Source organism: Pseudomonas sp. LBUM1672 (assembly GCF_059695655.1).
Window position 1 is genome coordinate 4,577,136 of sequence record NZ_CP166781.1, and the last position, 14,932, is coordinate 4,592,067.

At 59.7% G+C, this 14,932-nt stretch carries 16 protein-coding genes; all 16 read right to left on the minus strand.

Features of this window, described 5'->3' with window-relative positions:
• Window positions 1–100 precede the first annotated feature (100 nt).
• Entirely contained in the window at window positions 101–1,099 is a 999-nt protein-coding gene (locus tag ACA053_RS20815) for an ADP-ribosylglycohydrolase family protein (protein WP_497393578.1), read from the minus strand.
• Complete coding sequence (locus ACA053_RS20820; RefSeq protein WP_109633820.1) at window positions 1,096–1,809, minus strand: GntR family transcriptional regulator; 714 nt, start codon at window positions 1,807–1,809, stop codon at window positions 1,096–1,098. The genes ACA053_RS20815 and ACA053_RS20820 overlap by 4 nt, the downstream gene beginning before the upstream one ends.
• A 195-nt stretch (window positions 1,810–2,004) precedes the next feature.
• Entirely contained in the window at window positions 2,005–2,973 is a 969-nt protein-coding gene (gene araH, locus ACA053_RS20825) for an L-arabinose ABC transporter permease AraH (protein WP_497312939.1), read from the minus strand.
• Window positions 2,974–2,982: 9 nt separating this feature from the next.
• The gene (gene araG / locus ACA053_RS20830; RefSeq protein WP_109633823.1) at window positions 2,983–4,527 is read right to left on the minus strand and encodes an L-arabinose ABC transporter ATP-binding protein AraG; all 1,545 of its coding nucleotides are present in this window, start codon (window positions 4,525–4,527) and stop codon (window positions 2,983–2,985) included.
• Between the two features lie 66 nt (window positions 4,528–4,593).
• Complete coding sequence (locus tag ACA053_RS20835; RefSeq protein WP_497312941.1) at window positions 4,594–5,598, minus strand: substrate-binding domain-containing protein; 1,005 nt, start codon at window positions 5,596–5,598, stop codon at window positions 4,594–4,596.
• Between the two features lie 113 nt (window positions 5,599–5,711).
• Window positions 5,712–6,530: an SDR family oxidoreductase gene (locus ACA053_RS20840; protein WP_109633826.1), complete on the minus strand. Its 819-nt coding sequence runs from the start codon at window positions 6,528–6,530 to the stop codon at window positions 5,712–5,714.
• 195 nt (window positions 6,531–6,725) lie between these two features.
• Complete coding sequence (locus ACA053_RS20845; RefSeq protein WP_497393579.1) at window positions 6,726–7,601, minus strand: SMP-30/gluconolactonase/LRE family protein; 876 nt, start codon at window positions 7,599–7,601, stop codon at window positions 6,726–6,728.
• Between the two features lie 126 nt (window positions 7,602–7,727).
• Window positions 7,728–8,444, minus strand: a complete 717-nt coding sequence (locus ACA053_RS20850; RefSeq protein ID WP_109633830.1) for a FadR/GntR family transcriptional regulator — start codon at window positions 8,442–8,444, stop codon at window positions 7,728–7,730.
• A 209-nt stretch (window positions 8,445–8,653) separates the two neighbouring features.
• Entirely contained in the window at window positions 8,654–9,214 is a 561-nt protein-coding gene (locus tag ACA053_RS20855; RefSeq protein ID WP_497393580.1) for a DUF1285 domain-containing protein, read from the minus strand.
• A gap of 15 nt (window positions 9,215–9,229) precedes the next feature.
• Window positions 9,230–9,835 carry a DUF4823 domain-containing protein gene (locus ACA053_RS20860; RefSeq protein WP_497312949.1) on the minus strand — a complete coding sequence of 202 codons (606 nt, stop codon included), beginning with the start codon at window positions 9,833–9,835 and terminating at the stop codon, window positions 9,230–9,232.
• Window positions 9,836–10,018: 183 nt separating this feature from the next.
• Window positions 10,019–10,987 carry a GTP 3',8-cyclase MoaA gene (locus ACA053_RS20865; protein ID WP_497393581.1) on the minus strand — a complete coding sequence of 323 codons (969 nt, stop codon included), beginning with the start codon at window positions 10,985–10,987 and terminating at the stop codon, window positions 10,019–10,021.
• A 138-nt stretch (window positions 10,988–11,125) separates the two neighbouring features.
• Window positions 11,126–11,764 (minus strand): TetR/AcrR family transcriptional regulator, encoded by a 639-nt coding sequence (locus ACA053_RS20870; protein WP_008152317.1) that lies wholly within the window; start codon window positions 11,762–11,764, stop codon window positions 11,126–11,128.
• 342 nt (window positions 11,765–12,106) lie between these two features.
• Window positions 12,107–12,892, minus strand: coding sequence for a TatD family hydrolase (locus ACA053_RS20875; RefSeq protein WP_497393582.1), 786 nt, complete (start codon window positions 12,890–12,892; stop codon window positions 12,107–12,109).
• A 14-nt stretch (window positions 12,893–12,906) separates the two neighbouring features.
• The gene (locus ACA053_RS20880) at window positions 12,907–13,263 is read right to left on the minus strand and encodes a PilZ domain-containing protein (RefSeq protein WP_109633839.1); all 357 of its coding nucleotides are present in this window, start codon (window positions 13,261–13,263) and stop codon (window positions 12,907–12,909) included.
• Window positions 13,264–13,305: 42 nt separating this feature from the next.
• Window positions 13,306–14,292, minus strand: coding sequence for a DNA polymerase III subunit delta' (locus ACA053_RS20885; RefSeq protein WP_497393583.1), 987 nt, complete (start codon window positions 14,290–14,292; stop codon window positions 13,306–13,308).
• The gene (gene tmk / locus ACA053_RS20890) at window positions 14,285–14,917 is read right to left on the minus strand and encodes a dTMP kinase (RefSeq protein WP_497393584.1); all 633 of its coding nucleotides are present in this window, start codon (window positions 14,915–14,917) and stop codon (window positions 14,285–14,287) included. The genes ACA053_RS20885 and tmk overlap by 8 nt, the downstream gene beginning before the upstream one ends.
• Window positions 14,918–14,932: the final 15 nt, after the last annotated feature.

A 14,932-nucleotide genomic window follows, 5' to 3' on the forward strand; every position in this document is an offset into this window, starting at 1 on the left:
TACGCGGCGCGCCTATCGCGAGCAGGCTCGCTCCCACAGGTACCGTTGGGTTTGCACTATCCCTGTGGGAGCGGGCTTGCTCGCGAAGAGGCCAGTCCAGTCAGCGCAAGGCTAAAAGCCCTTTTACCAAAGGCTCCAGCTCCAGATCATTAACGGTTTTGACCTGGTCGATCATCGCCACCGGCCAACTCCCAAGCCCCAGACAGGCTCCAAGCATCGCGCCGAGAATCGCTGCGATGGTGTCGGTATCACCGCCCAGGCTCGCGGCCATGCACAGCGCTTCGAACGCGTTCATTTCACCGACGGCGACTTGTTGTGCCAGGGCAAACGACACGATCACCGACTCCTGCGACGCCACCGACGTGCCAATCACGTCGTACAGCAAATCCGCCAGCAACGCTTTGTCACTGTCGACGCTGATGGTCCGCGCCCAACTGATGCGCGAGGCAATCCGTCCGCCCGCGACCCAGTGGCCGTGGCTTTCAGCTTGCTGGGCGATTTGCTGGCCGAGGTTCAAGGCCTCGCCCAGGTCCATGCCGTTGATGCCGGCCGAAACCACCGCCGCCACCGCTGCCGCGCTGGAAATGCCCAGCGTGGTGTTGTGAGTAACCTGACAGGCTTGCACCACGGCCCTGATGAAACGCTCAGGGTTGGCGACATCCGCTGCGAGGCCCACGGGCGTGATGCGCATCGCCGCGCCATTGGTGGTGCCGTAGCGCCCCGCTTCTTCCGGCGAGTGGCCGGCGAGGATCATCTCGATCGCGCGTTTGGTCGAAGGCCCGAGCAAGTCTTGGGAGCCCTTGGCCTGCATCCCGGCTTCCCATTCGATCAGCCGTTGAGCGAGCACGGCCGGTTCGATCCAGCCCTCACCGTCCACCAACAACTGACCGACGAGAATCGCCTGTTCGGTGTCGTCGGTGATCGAGCCCTTGGGCATGTTGGCGGCGATCGGTTGATCGGGGCCGGCGTCTTGCAGATCGGTGATATGGCCGAAGCGCGCCTTGATTTCCGCGCGGCTCAAGGACTGCGTCGGCATACCGAGCGCATCGCCCAAGGCCAGTCCGTAGAATGCGCCGAGCGCACGGTCGAGCGCGGTCATTTTGATTCTCCAAACTGCAGGTGCAGGCGAAAGTGCACCGGGTCGAGCAGGCTTTCGACCTGTTCCATGAAGCGGTTTTGCCGGTCGTAGGTGGTGCGCAAGGCTTTGAGGAAAACCGTGCCGACTGGGCGGCCGAGCAACTCGGCGTCTTCGGCGCTCAAGGGTTCTGCGCCGATCCATTGATCGCCGCGTTCGCCGATGTAGCCGTAGGCGGCCAGGGTGATGGTCAGGGAATGGTCGATCAGGCCGACACGCGGCAGGCTTTCCAGGCCTCCGGTGGCGGGCATCAATGAGCGTTCGAGGGAAACCAGCTTGCCGTCGTTGGAACGGCGACGCCGGTCAAGGGTGATGAACTGGTCGGTGCCGAAACGTGACATCAGGTCCGGCCGCGTGACGGCCTCCAGCCGCAGCACTTCGGTATTGATCAGCGCCCCGCTGTCGGCCAGCGCCTGCGCCCAGCCGCTGCGTTGGTCGAGCACCACACCGTCAAAAGTGACGATGGAGCCCACGCCGCTTTGGGTCGCGATGTAGTTGCGTCGTTTCAACTCGGCAAGGGCCTCGCGCAGCGTGCCGCGGCTGACTTTGAATTCTTGAGCCAACTGATGCTCGCCCGGCAACAGAAAGCCGTCCTCCATGAGGCCGCTTTCGATGCGCCGAATGAGCTCATCGACCACCCGTTGTTTCTTGTCAAATCGTACCTGTCTAATCATGTACAAAGTGATAACCGAAACGGGCTGGGGTGGGCAAGGATTATTTAAAGGAGATGACAGGAGGAGTAACCACTGTGGCGAGGGAGCTTGCTCCCGCTCGAGTGCGCAGCACTCGCAAAATCCTGGATCAAAACAGAGATTTTGGGGCCGCTACGCAGCCCAGCGGGAGCAAGCTCCCTCGCCACAAAAGCGGGGTTAGCGTTGTTTGAGGCGGTCGATGACGACGGCCAACAGCAAGATCGAACCGCGAATCACATACTGATAAAACGTATCGATGTTCTTCAGGTTCATCGCATTCTCGATAATTGCCAGAATCAACACCCCGGCGATCACATGCCGGATCATGCCGATCCCGCCGCTCAGCGACACCCCGCCCAGCACGCAAGCCGAAATCACCGTCAGCTCGAAACCCTGGCCAATCATCGGCTGCCCGGAGGTCATGCGCGACGCCAGAATCACCCCGGCCAACGCACCGATCACACCGTGCACGGCAAAGATGAGGATCTTGGTCCGGTCAACGTTGACCCCGGCCAACAACGCCGCTTCCTGGTTGCCGCCAATGGCCATGGTGTTGCGCCCGTAGGTGGTGTAATTCAACAACCAGCCGAAAAACAGGAAGCAGACGATGGTGATCAGGATCGGCACCGGCACGCCAAACAACTGGCCGTTACCGAAGACGAAGAACGACTCCTGCGACACGCCGACCGCTTTGCCATTGGCAAAAATGTAAGCCAGGCCACGAACGATCTGCATGGTCGCCAGCGTGGTGATCAACGCGTTGACCCGCAGCTTGGCGATCACGATGCCGTTGATCAGCCCGACGATCAGCCCCATCACCAGCGCCGCACTCACGCCGAGAAACACGCTGTCGGTGTCGCGCATCACCACCGCCGCGACCACGCCGGCACAGGCAATCACCGAGCCCACCGACAAGTCGAAATGCCCGGACGCCAGGCAATACAGCATGGTGCAGGCGGCAATCCCGGTCGTCGAAATCGCCAGGCCCAGACCGCGCATGTTCAGCGGCGAGAGGAAGTTGTCGATCAGCAACGTGCACAGCACGAAGATCCCGACCGCCGCCATCAGCATGACCCAGTCATCGAGAAAGCGCCGCAAGTCGAGGGGTTTGCGCTGGGTCGGCAGAGCGTTGTTTTGGATTGTCATAGTCACCTCTCAGTTCGCCACGCCGTCAGCGCGTTGGCGCGGCAAAGCCAGTTGCAGCAGGTTGGATTCATTGGCCTCTGCGCGAGACAACTCGCCGCGCATCGCGCCTTCGCAGAGCACCAGGATGCGGTCGGAAATGCCCATCACTTCCATCAGGTCGCTGGACACCACGATCACCGCAATGCCGCTGGCGGCCAGGTTATGGATGATCTGGTAAATCTCGGCCTTCGCCCCGATGTCGATGCCGCGAGTAGGCTCGTCCAGCAGCAGGACTTTCATCGGCATCGACAGCCAGCGACCGAGAATGGCCTTCTGCTGATTGCCGCCGGACAGGTACATGATTTTCTGCTCGGCACTGGGCGTCTTCACTTTCAGCGCCTTGATCTGCTTGTCGGCGTTGCCCTTTTCCCACAGACCGCGCAACAGGCAACCGAACGTGGAATGGGCGCCGCGGGCGCTGATGTTGATGTTCTCGGCGACACTGGCGAGCGGCAGGATGCCCTCTTTCTTGCGGTCCTCGGGGCACAGCAGAATCCCGGCAGCGATGGCATCGCGAGGGGAACGCAGTTTCACCTCATGACCGCGAAGTTCCAGGCGTCCGGCGGTGTTGCGCGTCAGCCCGCTGAGCATCCGAAACAGCTCGGTACGACCGGCACCGACCAGACCGAACAGCCCGAGAATCTCGCCCTTGTGCACCTCGAAACTCACCGGCTCACGCAAGCCAGGCCCGAGCAAACCGTCAACCTTGAGCGCGACGGCACCACGCTGGCGACTGCGGTAATCGTAAATGTCCTGAATGTCGCGCCCGACCATGCACGTCACCAGTTGGTCGTGGGTCAGTTCACTCATGTCCTCGAACGTGCGCACATAACGACCGTCCTTGAACACCGTCACCGCGTTGCAGATGCGGAACACTTCTTCCATGCGATGGGACACGTAAAGCACCACTTTGCCTTCGTCGCGCAGGCGCCCGATGATCGCCATCAATCGATCGATCTCCCGCGCCGACAGGCTGCTGGTCGGTTCGTCAAACGCGATCACATGCGCACCACGGGACAACGCCTTGGCGATTTCCACCAGTTGCCGCTGCCCGAGGGACAGGCGCCCGACTTTCTCCTGCGGATCGATTTCGTCGGCCAGGCCTTTGAGGCAGGCCAGCGCTTGTTGTCGCAACGCACCTCGGTTGATCAGGCCGAAACTGGCCGGCAGATGACCGAGGAACAGGTTCTCCGCCACGGTCATTTCCGGCACCAGGTGCAGCTCTTGGTGGATCACCGCGACGCGGCTGGCGATGCTGTCGGCGGTGGACTTGAAGACCATCGTCTGTTCGCCGATCTGCAGGTCGCCGCTGCTCGGCGTGTAGGCACCGCCGAGGATTTTCAGCAGGGTCGATTTGCCGGCGCCGTTCTCGCCCATCAAGGCGTGAACCTGCCCCGGATGAGCGACGAAGCTGATGCCATCCAGCGCCTTCACCCCGGGAAAGGTCTTGCCGATCCCGTTGAAGCGCAGGCTGCCGCCGACGCTGTGCTCATGTGTCTGTACTTGCGCGTGCATAAAACCACCTCATCACACAGATCAGGCGGCCCCGTCGCCAGGGCCGCCGATGAAATCAACCAGCCCTCAGTTCCACAGGCCGATCTTTTCCAGTTCCTGCTTGAAGTTCTCGCGAGTGATCAGCGTCACGTCGTCCATCGCGGTGTACTTCGGAGGTTCTTTGCCGGTGGTAACCCACTCGAACATCATGCTGGCGGTGTTGTAGCCCTCGATGTGCGGACTTGGCAGCATCGAACCGAAGAAACCGCTGTTGGCTTTCTTCAGTTCGCCGATCGCGTCGGTGCCGTTGATGCCGATGCCGATCACGTTGGCCGCGGCAAAACCGGCGCTTTCGGTGGCGCGCACGCCGCCCAGCACGGTGTTGTCGTTCATGCCGCCGATGATCAGGTTCTTCGCCGCGCTCGGCAGTTTCACCAGCGCCGAGTTGGTGGCGTCCATGCTGCCTGGCACGTCGAGGGTTTTCAGGGCCGAGAACAGGATGTGGTCTTTCGGCATCCCGGCGTCTTCGAGGGCTTTGACTGAGCCGTCGGTGCGCTTCTTGCCGGTGTCGAGTTCATTGAAGGTGTTGATCACCGCGTAGGTGTCTTTCCAGTCCCAGCCGCGTTTTTTCGCTTCGGTGGCCATGGCCGCGCCCTGCTTCTGGCCGACTTCGAACGCCGCCATGCCGAGGTACGGAACGTCTTCCATGAACTTGCCATTGGCATCGACGAAGCGGTCATCGACGGCGATGACTTTCAAGCCATTGAGCTTGGCCTTGGCCATGATGGCCGGGCCGAGGGAGACGTCCGGGGGGCAGATAACGAAGCCCTTGGCGCCGTTGGCGGCAAGGCTGTCGATGGCCGAGAGGGTTTTCTCGCCGTCAGGCACGGCGATCTTGATCACGGTGAAGCCCTTCTCTTTCCCGGCCTTTTCGGCGAATGCCCATTCGGTCTGGAACCAGGGCTCTTCCGCCTGCTTGACCAGGAAACCGATTTTCACTTCCTCGGCCGCCAGCAGCGTACTGCTCAGGCTGACCGCAGTGACCGCCAGAGCGGCACAGCACAGGGAACGGATCCCACGACGACGATTCATAAGCTGACTCCTTGTTATTTTTTTTGAGCGTTATTTGAAAACGGTGCAGCAAATAGTCATATCGTATGATGATTGGATTTCAGACGGAGTTCCGCGCCTGAAAGCCGTTTTGCTTAGTCGTGATACATGACCGAGCGACCACCATCGATGGTGATGCATGAGGCATTGATGAACGGCGCTTCATCGCTGGCCAGGAAAACGGCAGTCATCGCCACTTCCATCGGTTGCCCGATACGCCGTGGTGGGTGCAGGTCGTAGGCCCGTTGACGTTCGGCCTGGGGGTCGGCAAAACCGTTCCAGTAATCGACGTTCAGTTGGGTTTCGATGTAGCCCGGCGCGATTGCATTCACACGAATGCCCTTTGGCGCGTATTCAATGCCCAGCGCGCGGGTCAGTCCGAGCAAGCCGTGCTTGGCCACCGGGTACGGGAAGCAGCCCGGAATAATGTGAGTGGAATGGGTTGAGGCGATGTTGATGATGCTGCCGATGCCCTGCTCGATCATTTGCGGCAGCACCGCTTTGCAGCCGTACCATGCGCCGTCGAGGTCGATGGCGAAGCAGCGATGCCAGTCTTCTTCGGTCATTTCCAGTGGATCCCGGAACACGTTGATCCCGGCGCAGTTGACCAATACGTCGATCCGGCCGTGAAGCTCGACTGCCAACCTGGCCATCGCGTGCAGATCTTGTTGCCGGGAGACGTCGGCCTTGATCGCGCAGACATCGAAGCCTTTATCCCGCCAATGCGCCGCGACTTTCTCGACTTTCTCGGCCTGGACATCACTGATAATCAGCTTGGCGTGTTGCGATGCGAAGGTGGCGACGATCGCCTCGCCAATGCCCTGCGCAGCGCCGGTCAGCAACACCACCTTGTTTTTCAGGCGCTCGCCCTTGGGCGGTTCGGGCACGGGTGGCAAGGAAAGAGGTTCAGCCATGGATCAAGCCCCCTTTTGCAGGCACGACAAAAACCGGGCATCTGTCGATGTCCGGTCAAAATTCTTTTGGGAAAATCGCTGCATCACTTCACCTGTTTTGTTTTTTTAAGTGTGAGTGCGTGTAACTGATGGCCGACTATAAACCCGACCACCAAATAATCTCAATATATAATTTTACATCCCATATTTTGGGATTTATCCAGCAAAGCGATTACAGGGTTTACCGGGCACATCGACGCGAATCGACAGCAGCGCACCGTCCAGCGGATGGTTGAGCGGGCTCGCGGCGCTGGTGATGTAAAGGGTTTTCATGTCTTCGCCGCCGAACACGCAACTGGTCGGACGGCTGACCGGCAGTTCGATCACGCGGTCGACATGGCCATCCGGGGTTAGCCTGATCAGGCAGCTGCCGTCCCATCGGGCGTTCCAGATGAAGCCCTCGGCATCCATCGCCGAGCCATCCGGGCCACCTCGCTCATTGGGACCGAACCAGACATATGCGGTGTCCAGGTTGCCGTCGGTGTGAACGAAATAGCGGTACAAGGTTTGGTCCATGCTGTCGGCGAAAAACAGCGTGGTCTCGTCTTCGCTCCACAGCAACGTGTTAGGAATGCCCAGCCCGCGAAGCAGCGGCGTGACACGGGCGTCGCGGTCGATGCGAAACAGGCCGCCGGATCGACGCACGATGGGCACGTCTTCGCCGTTTTCACCGATGTTGTTTTGCATGGTGCCGAGCCAGAGCCGGCCCTGCGCATCGCAGCGGGCTTCGTTGGCGCGGTTGCCGGGTTGCGGATCGGCGACGCAGAGCAAGGTCAGGCGCGGTTCGAGTCCTGGCGATTCAAGGTCCAGGCGATAGACGCCGCTGCTCAACGTCACCAGCGCATCGCCGCTCTCGCAAGGGATGAACGCGGAGACGTGTTCCGGCATTTCCCAGATCTGCACGTTGGCGCCGATCAGCCGCAGGGCTTGCTTGCCGGCAATGTCCACCCAGTACAGCGCTTGGGTCGGCGCGTCCCAGAACGGGCCTTCACCGAGTTGCGCACGGTGTCCGGTAACCGCATTCCACGTCATGAAACCTCCTGCATTGTTGCTTTATGTGGGAGCGAGCCTGCTCGCGATAACGGTGTGTCAGGCACCTTGTCGCTGAATGCTAAACCGCTTTCGCCAGCAGGCCCGCTCCCACAGGGTTCTTTATTGTCAGCTGGCTTTTTTGTCGGCCATGACTTGCGGGTAGAAGCGTTTGATCGCCAGGTCCGCGTTATCGATCAGGGTCATGCAGGCCCAGACACCCCGCGCGGCATCCCGGGCGGCGATGGCATCGGCCATGTCTTTGTGAATCGGTAGCGTGCGGCGCAATTCGTCCGGGTCGGCGGCAGACACTTCAAAAGAAACAGCCAACAGCGCACCGAGGGCCGGGACCATTTGTTCGATGAACTGGTTGTGACTGGCGGCGAGTATGCACTCGTGGAAGATCTGGTCGGCGTGGTTGTAATCGATGCCGCTGTCCACCGCCCTCTCCAGCGCGTTGTAAGCCTGCAATATTGCCTGAACCTGTTCGACCGTCGCGCGCTCGCACGCCCAGCGCACGGCCATCGGTTCGATGGTGCGACGCAGATCGAGCAAGTCGTCGACGAAGTTTTCCGGCAAGCCGCTGCGTGACAGCCAACCCACGACTTGCGGATCAAAAAGATTCCAGCGCCGCACCGGCAACACCCGCGTGCCGACCTTCGGCCCGACTTCGAGCATACCTTTGGCGACCAAGGTCTTGATGGCTTCGCGAATGACCGTGCGACTGACACCGAGTTGCTCACCCAGGTCGGCTTCGACCTTGATGGTTTCGCCGGGCCTGACCTGGCCTGCAGCTATCCAGCAACCCAGCCAATCGACGGTCGACGCATGAAAACTGCTGGACATGGGCACCTCGATGCAGGAACGGCACAAAGCCGTTCGCGATGGATGCCCACGCTAATCATCATACGATTGGGTGTCAAATTGATTTTTTTGGATGAACCCACAAATCCAATGTGGGAGCGAGCCTGCTCGCGATGGCGGCGTAACAGGCAACATCTATGGTGAATGTTATGGCCTCATCGCGAGCAGGCTCGCTCCCACAGTGTTATCCGTTACGGCTCGAGACCGATGGGGAAGAACTCGCCGTCGCTCCACACGCCCAGCCAGCGTTGCCCGTCGATCTCACTGGTCACGGCCAGTTCCACCAACTGGTAGAAGACGTTACGGTGGATCAGCGCTTCGAGGTTGGTGCGCACATGTACGTAAGGCGCAGGTTCCTGGGTGACTGGATCGATGACTACGCGAATCGGGTGTTCAGTGCCGGCGTCCGCGGTCTCGTCGACGTTGGTAGTGAATCGCAGGATCTGAGCTTCGCCCTCGCCCTCCACGTCCACGGCAATCGCCACAAACGGCGCATCGTCGACCTTGATGCCAACCTTCTCGACCGGGGTGATCAAGAAGTAATCATCGCCATCGCGGCGGATGATGGTGGAGAACAGCTTGACCATTGGCTTGCGTCCGATCGGCGTCCCCAGATAAAACCAGGTGCCGTCACGGGCGATGCGCATGTCGATGTCGCCACAGAAGTCAGGGTTCCACAAATGGACCGGCGGCAAGCCTTTGGTTTTGGGGATTTGCCCCAACAAGTCGTTGGCTTTTTGCGGGCCACTCATGGCGTTCTCCTTGGATTACTGGTCGCTGAGCCCGATCAGGCTGCGCGCGTATTGCTCCAGCGGCGGGCCAATCAGGTCTTGTGGCTTGTTGTCGTGGAACGTCAGTAAACCGCCACGACTCTTGATACGTGCAGTATCAATCAAATACTGGGTGCTGGTCTCGATCAACATGATCTGAATCACGCCGCTGTCGATGCCGAGGCGATCGACATATTCCTGATCGAGCCATTCGTCCGAGTTACCGATACGGTCATCTGCCTTGGCGAATCGCGTGTAAAGCAGGTAATGGGCACCGGCAGCGCGGGCTTCACCCATGGCTTGGTCGAGGCCCTCGGGGGTGCGGGCGCGGCGGACCATCGGGAAATATTCGATAAAGCCATTGAAGGCTTCTTCAGCGACCACGTTCGGTCGCGGATAGGCACTGCCCGGCGGCGCGAAGGCACCTTGGGCGATGTAGATGAACGAGTCCGGCTGGATGCGCAGGTTATTCGCCCGACGACTGTCGCTGTGATCCAGCAGCCCTGCATCGCTCATGTGGTAGCGAGTTCCTTCAGCCATATCGCTGACATTCATGCAGCCACCAAGCGCCAAAACGGCCAGCAGCAAAACCAGGCTACGCATCCTACCCTCCAGAGGCCGGTGACGGAAAACCGGCGAATGGCCATGGGATGCAGCTTCCGCGCCAGTCTTCAGGAATGCGAACATTTGTGGCGAGGGGATTTATCCCCGCTGGGCTGCGAAGCAGCCCCAAAAATGCGACTGCTGCGCAGTCCAACGGGGATAAATCCCCTCGCCACAGCTGGATCAGCCGCCAATAATCTTCATGACAGTCGCACCACCGGAGAACGCCACTTCCTGCTTGTCCCCCAAGGCTTTCACCAGAAGGCGCTGCAACGCCGGCAATGCCTGATGGCGCGGTTTGTCCAACAGATCGCCGACATAGTGGCGATTGCTCGATGATAAACAGCCATGCAACCATCCGGTGGATGACAGGCGCAGACGCGAGCAGGTCCGGCAGAAGGGAACGCTTTCATTGGCAATCACACCAAAATGCCCCAGCCCCGGGATTGCGTAGCGCACAGCTGTGGCGTCTACGGGCGCATCAGCTTGCAGGTATTCGTAGCGCTCGCCGATCAGACTCAACAACTGCTGAAGACTGACGAACTGCTGCAGGAAGGCGTTGTTGTCACTGGCCAGGTGGCCCATGCGCATCAGCTCGATGAAACGCAGCTCATAGCCACGCTCAAGGCAGTAATCGAGCAACGGCATCACCTGGTCAAGGTTCTGCCCGCGCAGAGGCACCATGTTGACCTTGATTTTCAGGCCGGCAGCCTTGGCCTGGTCCATACCGTGGAGCACGGTCGCCAGATCGCCGCCACGGGCAATGCTGCGGAACGCGCCGGCGTCCAAGGTATCGAGGGAAACGTTGATGCGACGGATGCCGGCGTCCACCAGCAACGGCAGCTTTTTCGCCAGCAGCTGACCATTGGTGGTCAGGCTGATGTCTTCCAGGCCCATCTTGCCGACAGCCGTCATGAAGGCTTCGAGTTTGGGGCTGACCAGCGGCTCACCACCGGTGATGCGCAAGCGCTCGATGCCCGCCGCTTCGATCAGATACGCCACGCCGCGCGCCATGGCCTCGGCCGACAATTCATCCTGCGCAGCCACCAGCCGCTTGCCGTTGGGCACGCAATAGGTACACGCGTAATTGCAGGCTGAAGTCAGACTGATCCGCAAATTGCGGAAACGCCTGCCTTGACGATCAACGATCATGGAGCACTCCGGCGAAAGGAATTCGAACCCGTAAAACTTGACTCACAAATCAAGTTTTAGCAAGTCCCATGCCTGAGTATATTCCTGAGGTACTGCGCCATATAGCGAAATCATGGCGCAATAAGGCAACTGAATGGTTCAGCTGCTCGGGGTGTCGGTATCGCGCTTGCGCTTGTTGCCCATGCGCACGCCGATGTCCATCAAGAACTGGAAGAAACCTTCCTGATCTTCCAGCACATTGCTCCAGAACGGCGAGTGATACAGCGCCACGGCGCCGTGCACCAGCGCCCAGGACGCGCAGTAATGGAAGTAAGGCGGTACGTCTTCGAGCTTGCCTTCGCTGATCCGACCTTTGATCAGCAGGGTCAGGCGTTCGAAATTCGAGGCGCGGATCTTGTGCAGCTCCTCGACCATTTCCGGCACCTGATTGCCTTTGACCACCTTCTCTTCCAGGCGATCGAACAACCGATAGCGCTGCGGATCGCGCATGCGGAATTCGAAGTAGGCCCGGGACAGCGCTTCCTTGTCCTTGTCCACATCCGCAGAATGCAACAGCTCGTTCAGATCACGCTCGTAGTCGAGCATCAGGCGCAGATAGATCTCCGCCTTGGATTTGAAATGCTTGTAGATCGTGCCTTTGCCGATACCGACGGCATCAGCAATCATCTCGACGGTGACACTGTCTTCACCTTGGTCGAGGAACAGCTTGAGCGCGGTATCGAGAATTTCTTGCTCGCGGCGACGAAACTCACGGACCTTACGAGGTTCTTTATGCATAAGAAAAGGTCTGTTGGGGTCAAAATTCGAAGCCGCGTATTATGCCTAACTTACGCAAAAATGCACGGATCATCCGACCATATCTGTGTTTCTTGATGATTTCACACAGGGCGGCCCTTTGATGAGAACTCTTCCGAAGCGCCCGTATTCCAAAATTGTTTAAAAACCGGGGCCGGTAAACTGGACTCGGAGCAATACTGATCAATACTTGAACTGTCGGCGGGACATCTCCCCCAAGTGTCGCGTCGATATAGGTACCAACGGACCGCGTGCCTTTGTTTTACTCCTAATGGTCTTAACCCGGATTCACCCCCCAGAACCCGGGTTTTTTTTGCCTGCGATTCAGCCTTTCACATGCGCCAGCGGGAACAGCCGCTTGAAGTTTTCAGTGGTCTGCTCGGCAAATCGCTCATAGGACTCACCCCGCAACATTGCCAGAAATTCCGCAACCTCGCGTACGTACTGCGGCAGGTTGGGTTTGCCGCGATAAGGGATCGGCGCGAGATACGGCGAGTCGGTTTCTACCAGCAATCGATCAGCCGGCACTTTGCTGGCCACGTCACGCAACGCATCGGCATTGCGAAAAGTGACAATACCGGACAGGGAAATGTAATAGCCCATGTCCAGTGCAGCCTTGGCCATGTCCCAGTCTTCCGTGAAGCAATGCAGCACGCCCGCTTGAGGCAACGCCGCCTCGCGCAGCAGACTCAACGTATCGGCGCGGGCGCCGCGGGTGTGGATGATCACCGGCTTGCCCGTTCGTTGAGCAGCCTGCAGGTGCAAGCGAAACGATTCCTGCTGCAACTCGGCCGCTTCCGGCTCGTAGTGATAATCCAGGCCGGTCTCACCAATCGCCACCACACGGGGATGATTGAGCTCACGCAACAACCAATCCAGCGCCGGCGCGGCTCCCGGTTGCACATCCAGCGGATGCACGCCCACGGAACAGTCGACGTCGTCGTAACGTTCAGCCAGGGCTTTGACGTCCGCGGCGTTCTCGACGCTGACGCCGATACACAAAAAGTGCCCTACCCCGCGCTGCCGGGCCGCATCAAGCGCCGCATCCAGAGAGCCGTCGTGGGCGGCAAGGTCAAGACGATCGAGGTGACAATGGGAATCTACGAGCATAAAAGGGCTGCAACTTACATCGTATGAGTGGGACGGTCGGACTTAAGGGTACCGGCCAGATGGGTTTCGATTCGACTGCGCGCCGTGTTGTCGCCGTCGTTGAATTGTACGCCGACCCCCGCTGCCCGGTTGCCCTGGGCGCCTTTGGGGGAAATCCAGGCAACCTTGCCGGCGACCGGAATCTTCTCGGCCTCATCCATCAGGTTAAGCAGCATGAACACCTCGTCGCCCAACTTGTAGCTTTTGTTGGTCGGGATAAACAGGCCACCGTTCTTGATGAATGGCATGTAGGCCGCGTAAAGCACGGACTTGTCCTTGATGGTCAGGGACAAAATGCCGTTGCGCGGTCCCGGATTGATGGCTTCATTCATGCTGACCTCCATTGCTGATGATCAGAGTCTAGGCGCAGTCGATCACTTCTGGGTAGGCAAGGATGCCCATTGCACCAGCAACGCTTCGAGCAACAGCGCCGGATTGAGGTTGGCTTTGCTCATGACCTTCTGACGCTGGGCGAGGATCCAGTCCTGGATATTCAAGACTTTATCCTGAGCAGTTTTCTGCGCCAGGTATTGAATGACCTTGCGCATGTCCGTCAACCCCAGGCCTTCTTCATCCTGGGTCAATTGATAGCGCAGGATCAGACTCGACCAGTCGCAGAACCAGTCGAACAGCAACAACTGCGGGACGGTTTTCCATTCTTCGGCCAGTTGCGTCGGCGATTGCTGTTGCTTAAGCAACTTTTTCACACCTTCGACCACCAGCGCTCGCTGCTCGCGCACGCCCTGGGTCTGCAACTTGACCGCGGCCAACGGAGAGCCGGCGGCCAGGGTCAGCAGTTCGACACGCTCTTCTTCCGAGCTGTCCGGCAGGGCCTTGGCCAGCCAGGCCAGACTCATCACCTCGCTCGGCAACGGGCAAGCCTGCTGCACGCAGCGGCTCTTGATGGTCGGCAGCAGACGACTGGTCTGGTGACTGACCAATAGCAACACGGTGTCGCCGGAGGGTTCTTCAAGACTTTTGAGCAAGGCGTTCGCAGCGTTGACGTTCATCGCCTCGACCGGCTCGATCAACACCACTTTGCGCCCGCCCATCTGCGCGGTCTGCACCACAAAGCTGACCAGATCACGCACCTGATCGACCTTGATCGCCTTGTCGGCCTCTTCGGGTTCCAGAATGTAATTGTCGGGGTGGCTGCCGGCCTTGAGCAGCAGGCAGGATTTGCACTCACCGCAGGCATCCTGCGCGGTCGGACGCTGGCACAGCAGGCTGGCCATCAACCGCTCGGCCAAAGCCCGCTTGCCGATTCCGGCCGGGCCATGCAACAGATAGGCGTGCGCATGTTGCTTGCGACCGGCCAACTGCTGCCAGAGGCTGTCCTGCCACGGATAGGCTTCAGCCACGGGTCAACTCCAGCAGACGTGGCAGCAAGGCGTCCAGCGACTGCTGGACCTGCGCCAGCGGCTGAGCGGCATCGACCAGGACATATCGCGCCGGATCAGCTTCAGCACGCTTGAGGAACGCACTGCGTACGGCATCGAAAAAGGTTCGGCCTTCGAGTTCGAAACGATCCAGTCGACCACGGGCGCTGGCACGGGCCAGACCCACTTCCACCGGCAGATCGAAGATCAGCGTCAGGTCCGGGCGCAAATCGCCCTGGACAAACGTTTCCAGAGTCGCGATGCGCTCCAGGGACAAACCACGACCGCCACCCTGATAGGCATAGGTCGAATCGGTAAAACGATCACACAAAACCACCGCACCACGGGCCAGCGCCGGGCGGATCACCTCGGCCAGATGCTGGGCCCGCGCGGCGAATACCAGCAACAACTCAGTGTCGGGGTTCATGACTTCATCAACCGGCGCCAGCAGCACTTCGCGAATTCGCTCGGCCAACGGCGTACCACCCGGCTCGCGGGTCAGCACTACCTCGATACCGGCGGCGCGCAGGCACTCTGCCAGGTATTCGCGGTTGGTGCTCTTGCCGGCGCCTTCCGGGCCTTCCAGGGTAATAAACAAGCCAGTCACAGGCAGTCCTTAATC

Bases quoted from the DNA above. Each gene is read 5' to 3' on its own strand.
- ACA053_RS20815 (WP_497393578.1), bottom strand. From the start codon at position 1,099: ATGACCGCGCTCGACCGTGCGCTCGGCGCATTCTACGGACTGGCCTTG.
- ACA053_RS20820 (WP_109633820.1), bottom strand. From the start codon at position 1,809: ATGATTAGACAGGTACGATTTGACAAGAAACAACGGGTGGTCGATGAG.
- araH (WP_497312939.1), bottom strand. From the start codon at position 2,973: ATGACAATCCAAAACAACGCTCTGCCGACCCAGCGCAAACCCCTCGAC.
- araG (WP_109633823.1), bottom strand. From the start codon at position 4,527: ATGCACGCGCAAGTACAGACACATGAGCACAGCGTCGGCGGCAGCCTG.
- ACA053_RS20835 (WP_497312941.1), bottom strand. From the start codon at position 5,598: ATGAATCGTCGTCGTGGGATCCGTTCCCTGTGCTGTGCCGCTCTGGCG.
- ACA053_RS20840 (WP_109633826.1), bottom strand. From the start codon at position 6,530: ATGGCTGAACCTCTTTCCTTGCCACCCGTGCCCGAACCGCCCAAGGGC.
- ACA053_RS20845 (WP_497393579.1), bottom strand. From the start codon at position 7,601: ATGACGTGGAATGCGGTTACCGGACACCGTGCGCAACTCGGTGAAGGC.
- ACA053_RS20850 (WP_109633830.1), bottom strand. From the start codon at position 8,444: ATGTCCAGCAGTTTTCATGCGTCGACCGTCGATTGGCTGGGTTGCTGG.
- ACA053_RS20855 (WP_497393580.1), bottom strand. From the start codon at position 9,214: ATGAGTGGCCCGCAAAAAGCCAACGACTTGTTGGGGCAAATCCCCAAA.
- ACA053_RS20860 (WP_497312949.1), bottom strand. From the start codon at position 9,835: ATGCGTAGCCTGGTTTTGCTGCTGGCCGTTTTGGCGCTTGGTGGCTGC.
- ACA053_RS20865 (WP_497393581.1), bottom strand. From the start codon at position 10,987: ATGATCGTTGATCGTCAAGGCAGGCGTTTCCGCAATTTGCGGATCAGT.
- ACA053_RS20870 (WP_008152317.1), bottom strand. From the start codon at position 11,764: ATGCATAAAGAACCTCGTAAGGTCCGTGAGTTTCGTCGCCGCGAGCAA.
- ACA053_RS20875 (WP_497393582.1), bottom strand. From the start codon at position 12,892: ATGCTCGTAGATTCCCATTGTCACCTCGATCGTCTTGACCTTGCCGCC.
- ACA053_RS20880 (WP_109633839.1), bottom strand. From the start codon at position 13,263: ATGAATGAAGCCATCAATCCGGGACCGCGCAACGGCATTTTGTCCCTG.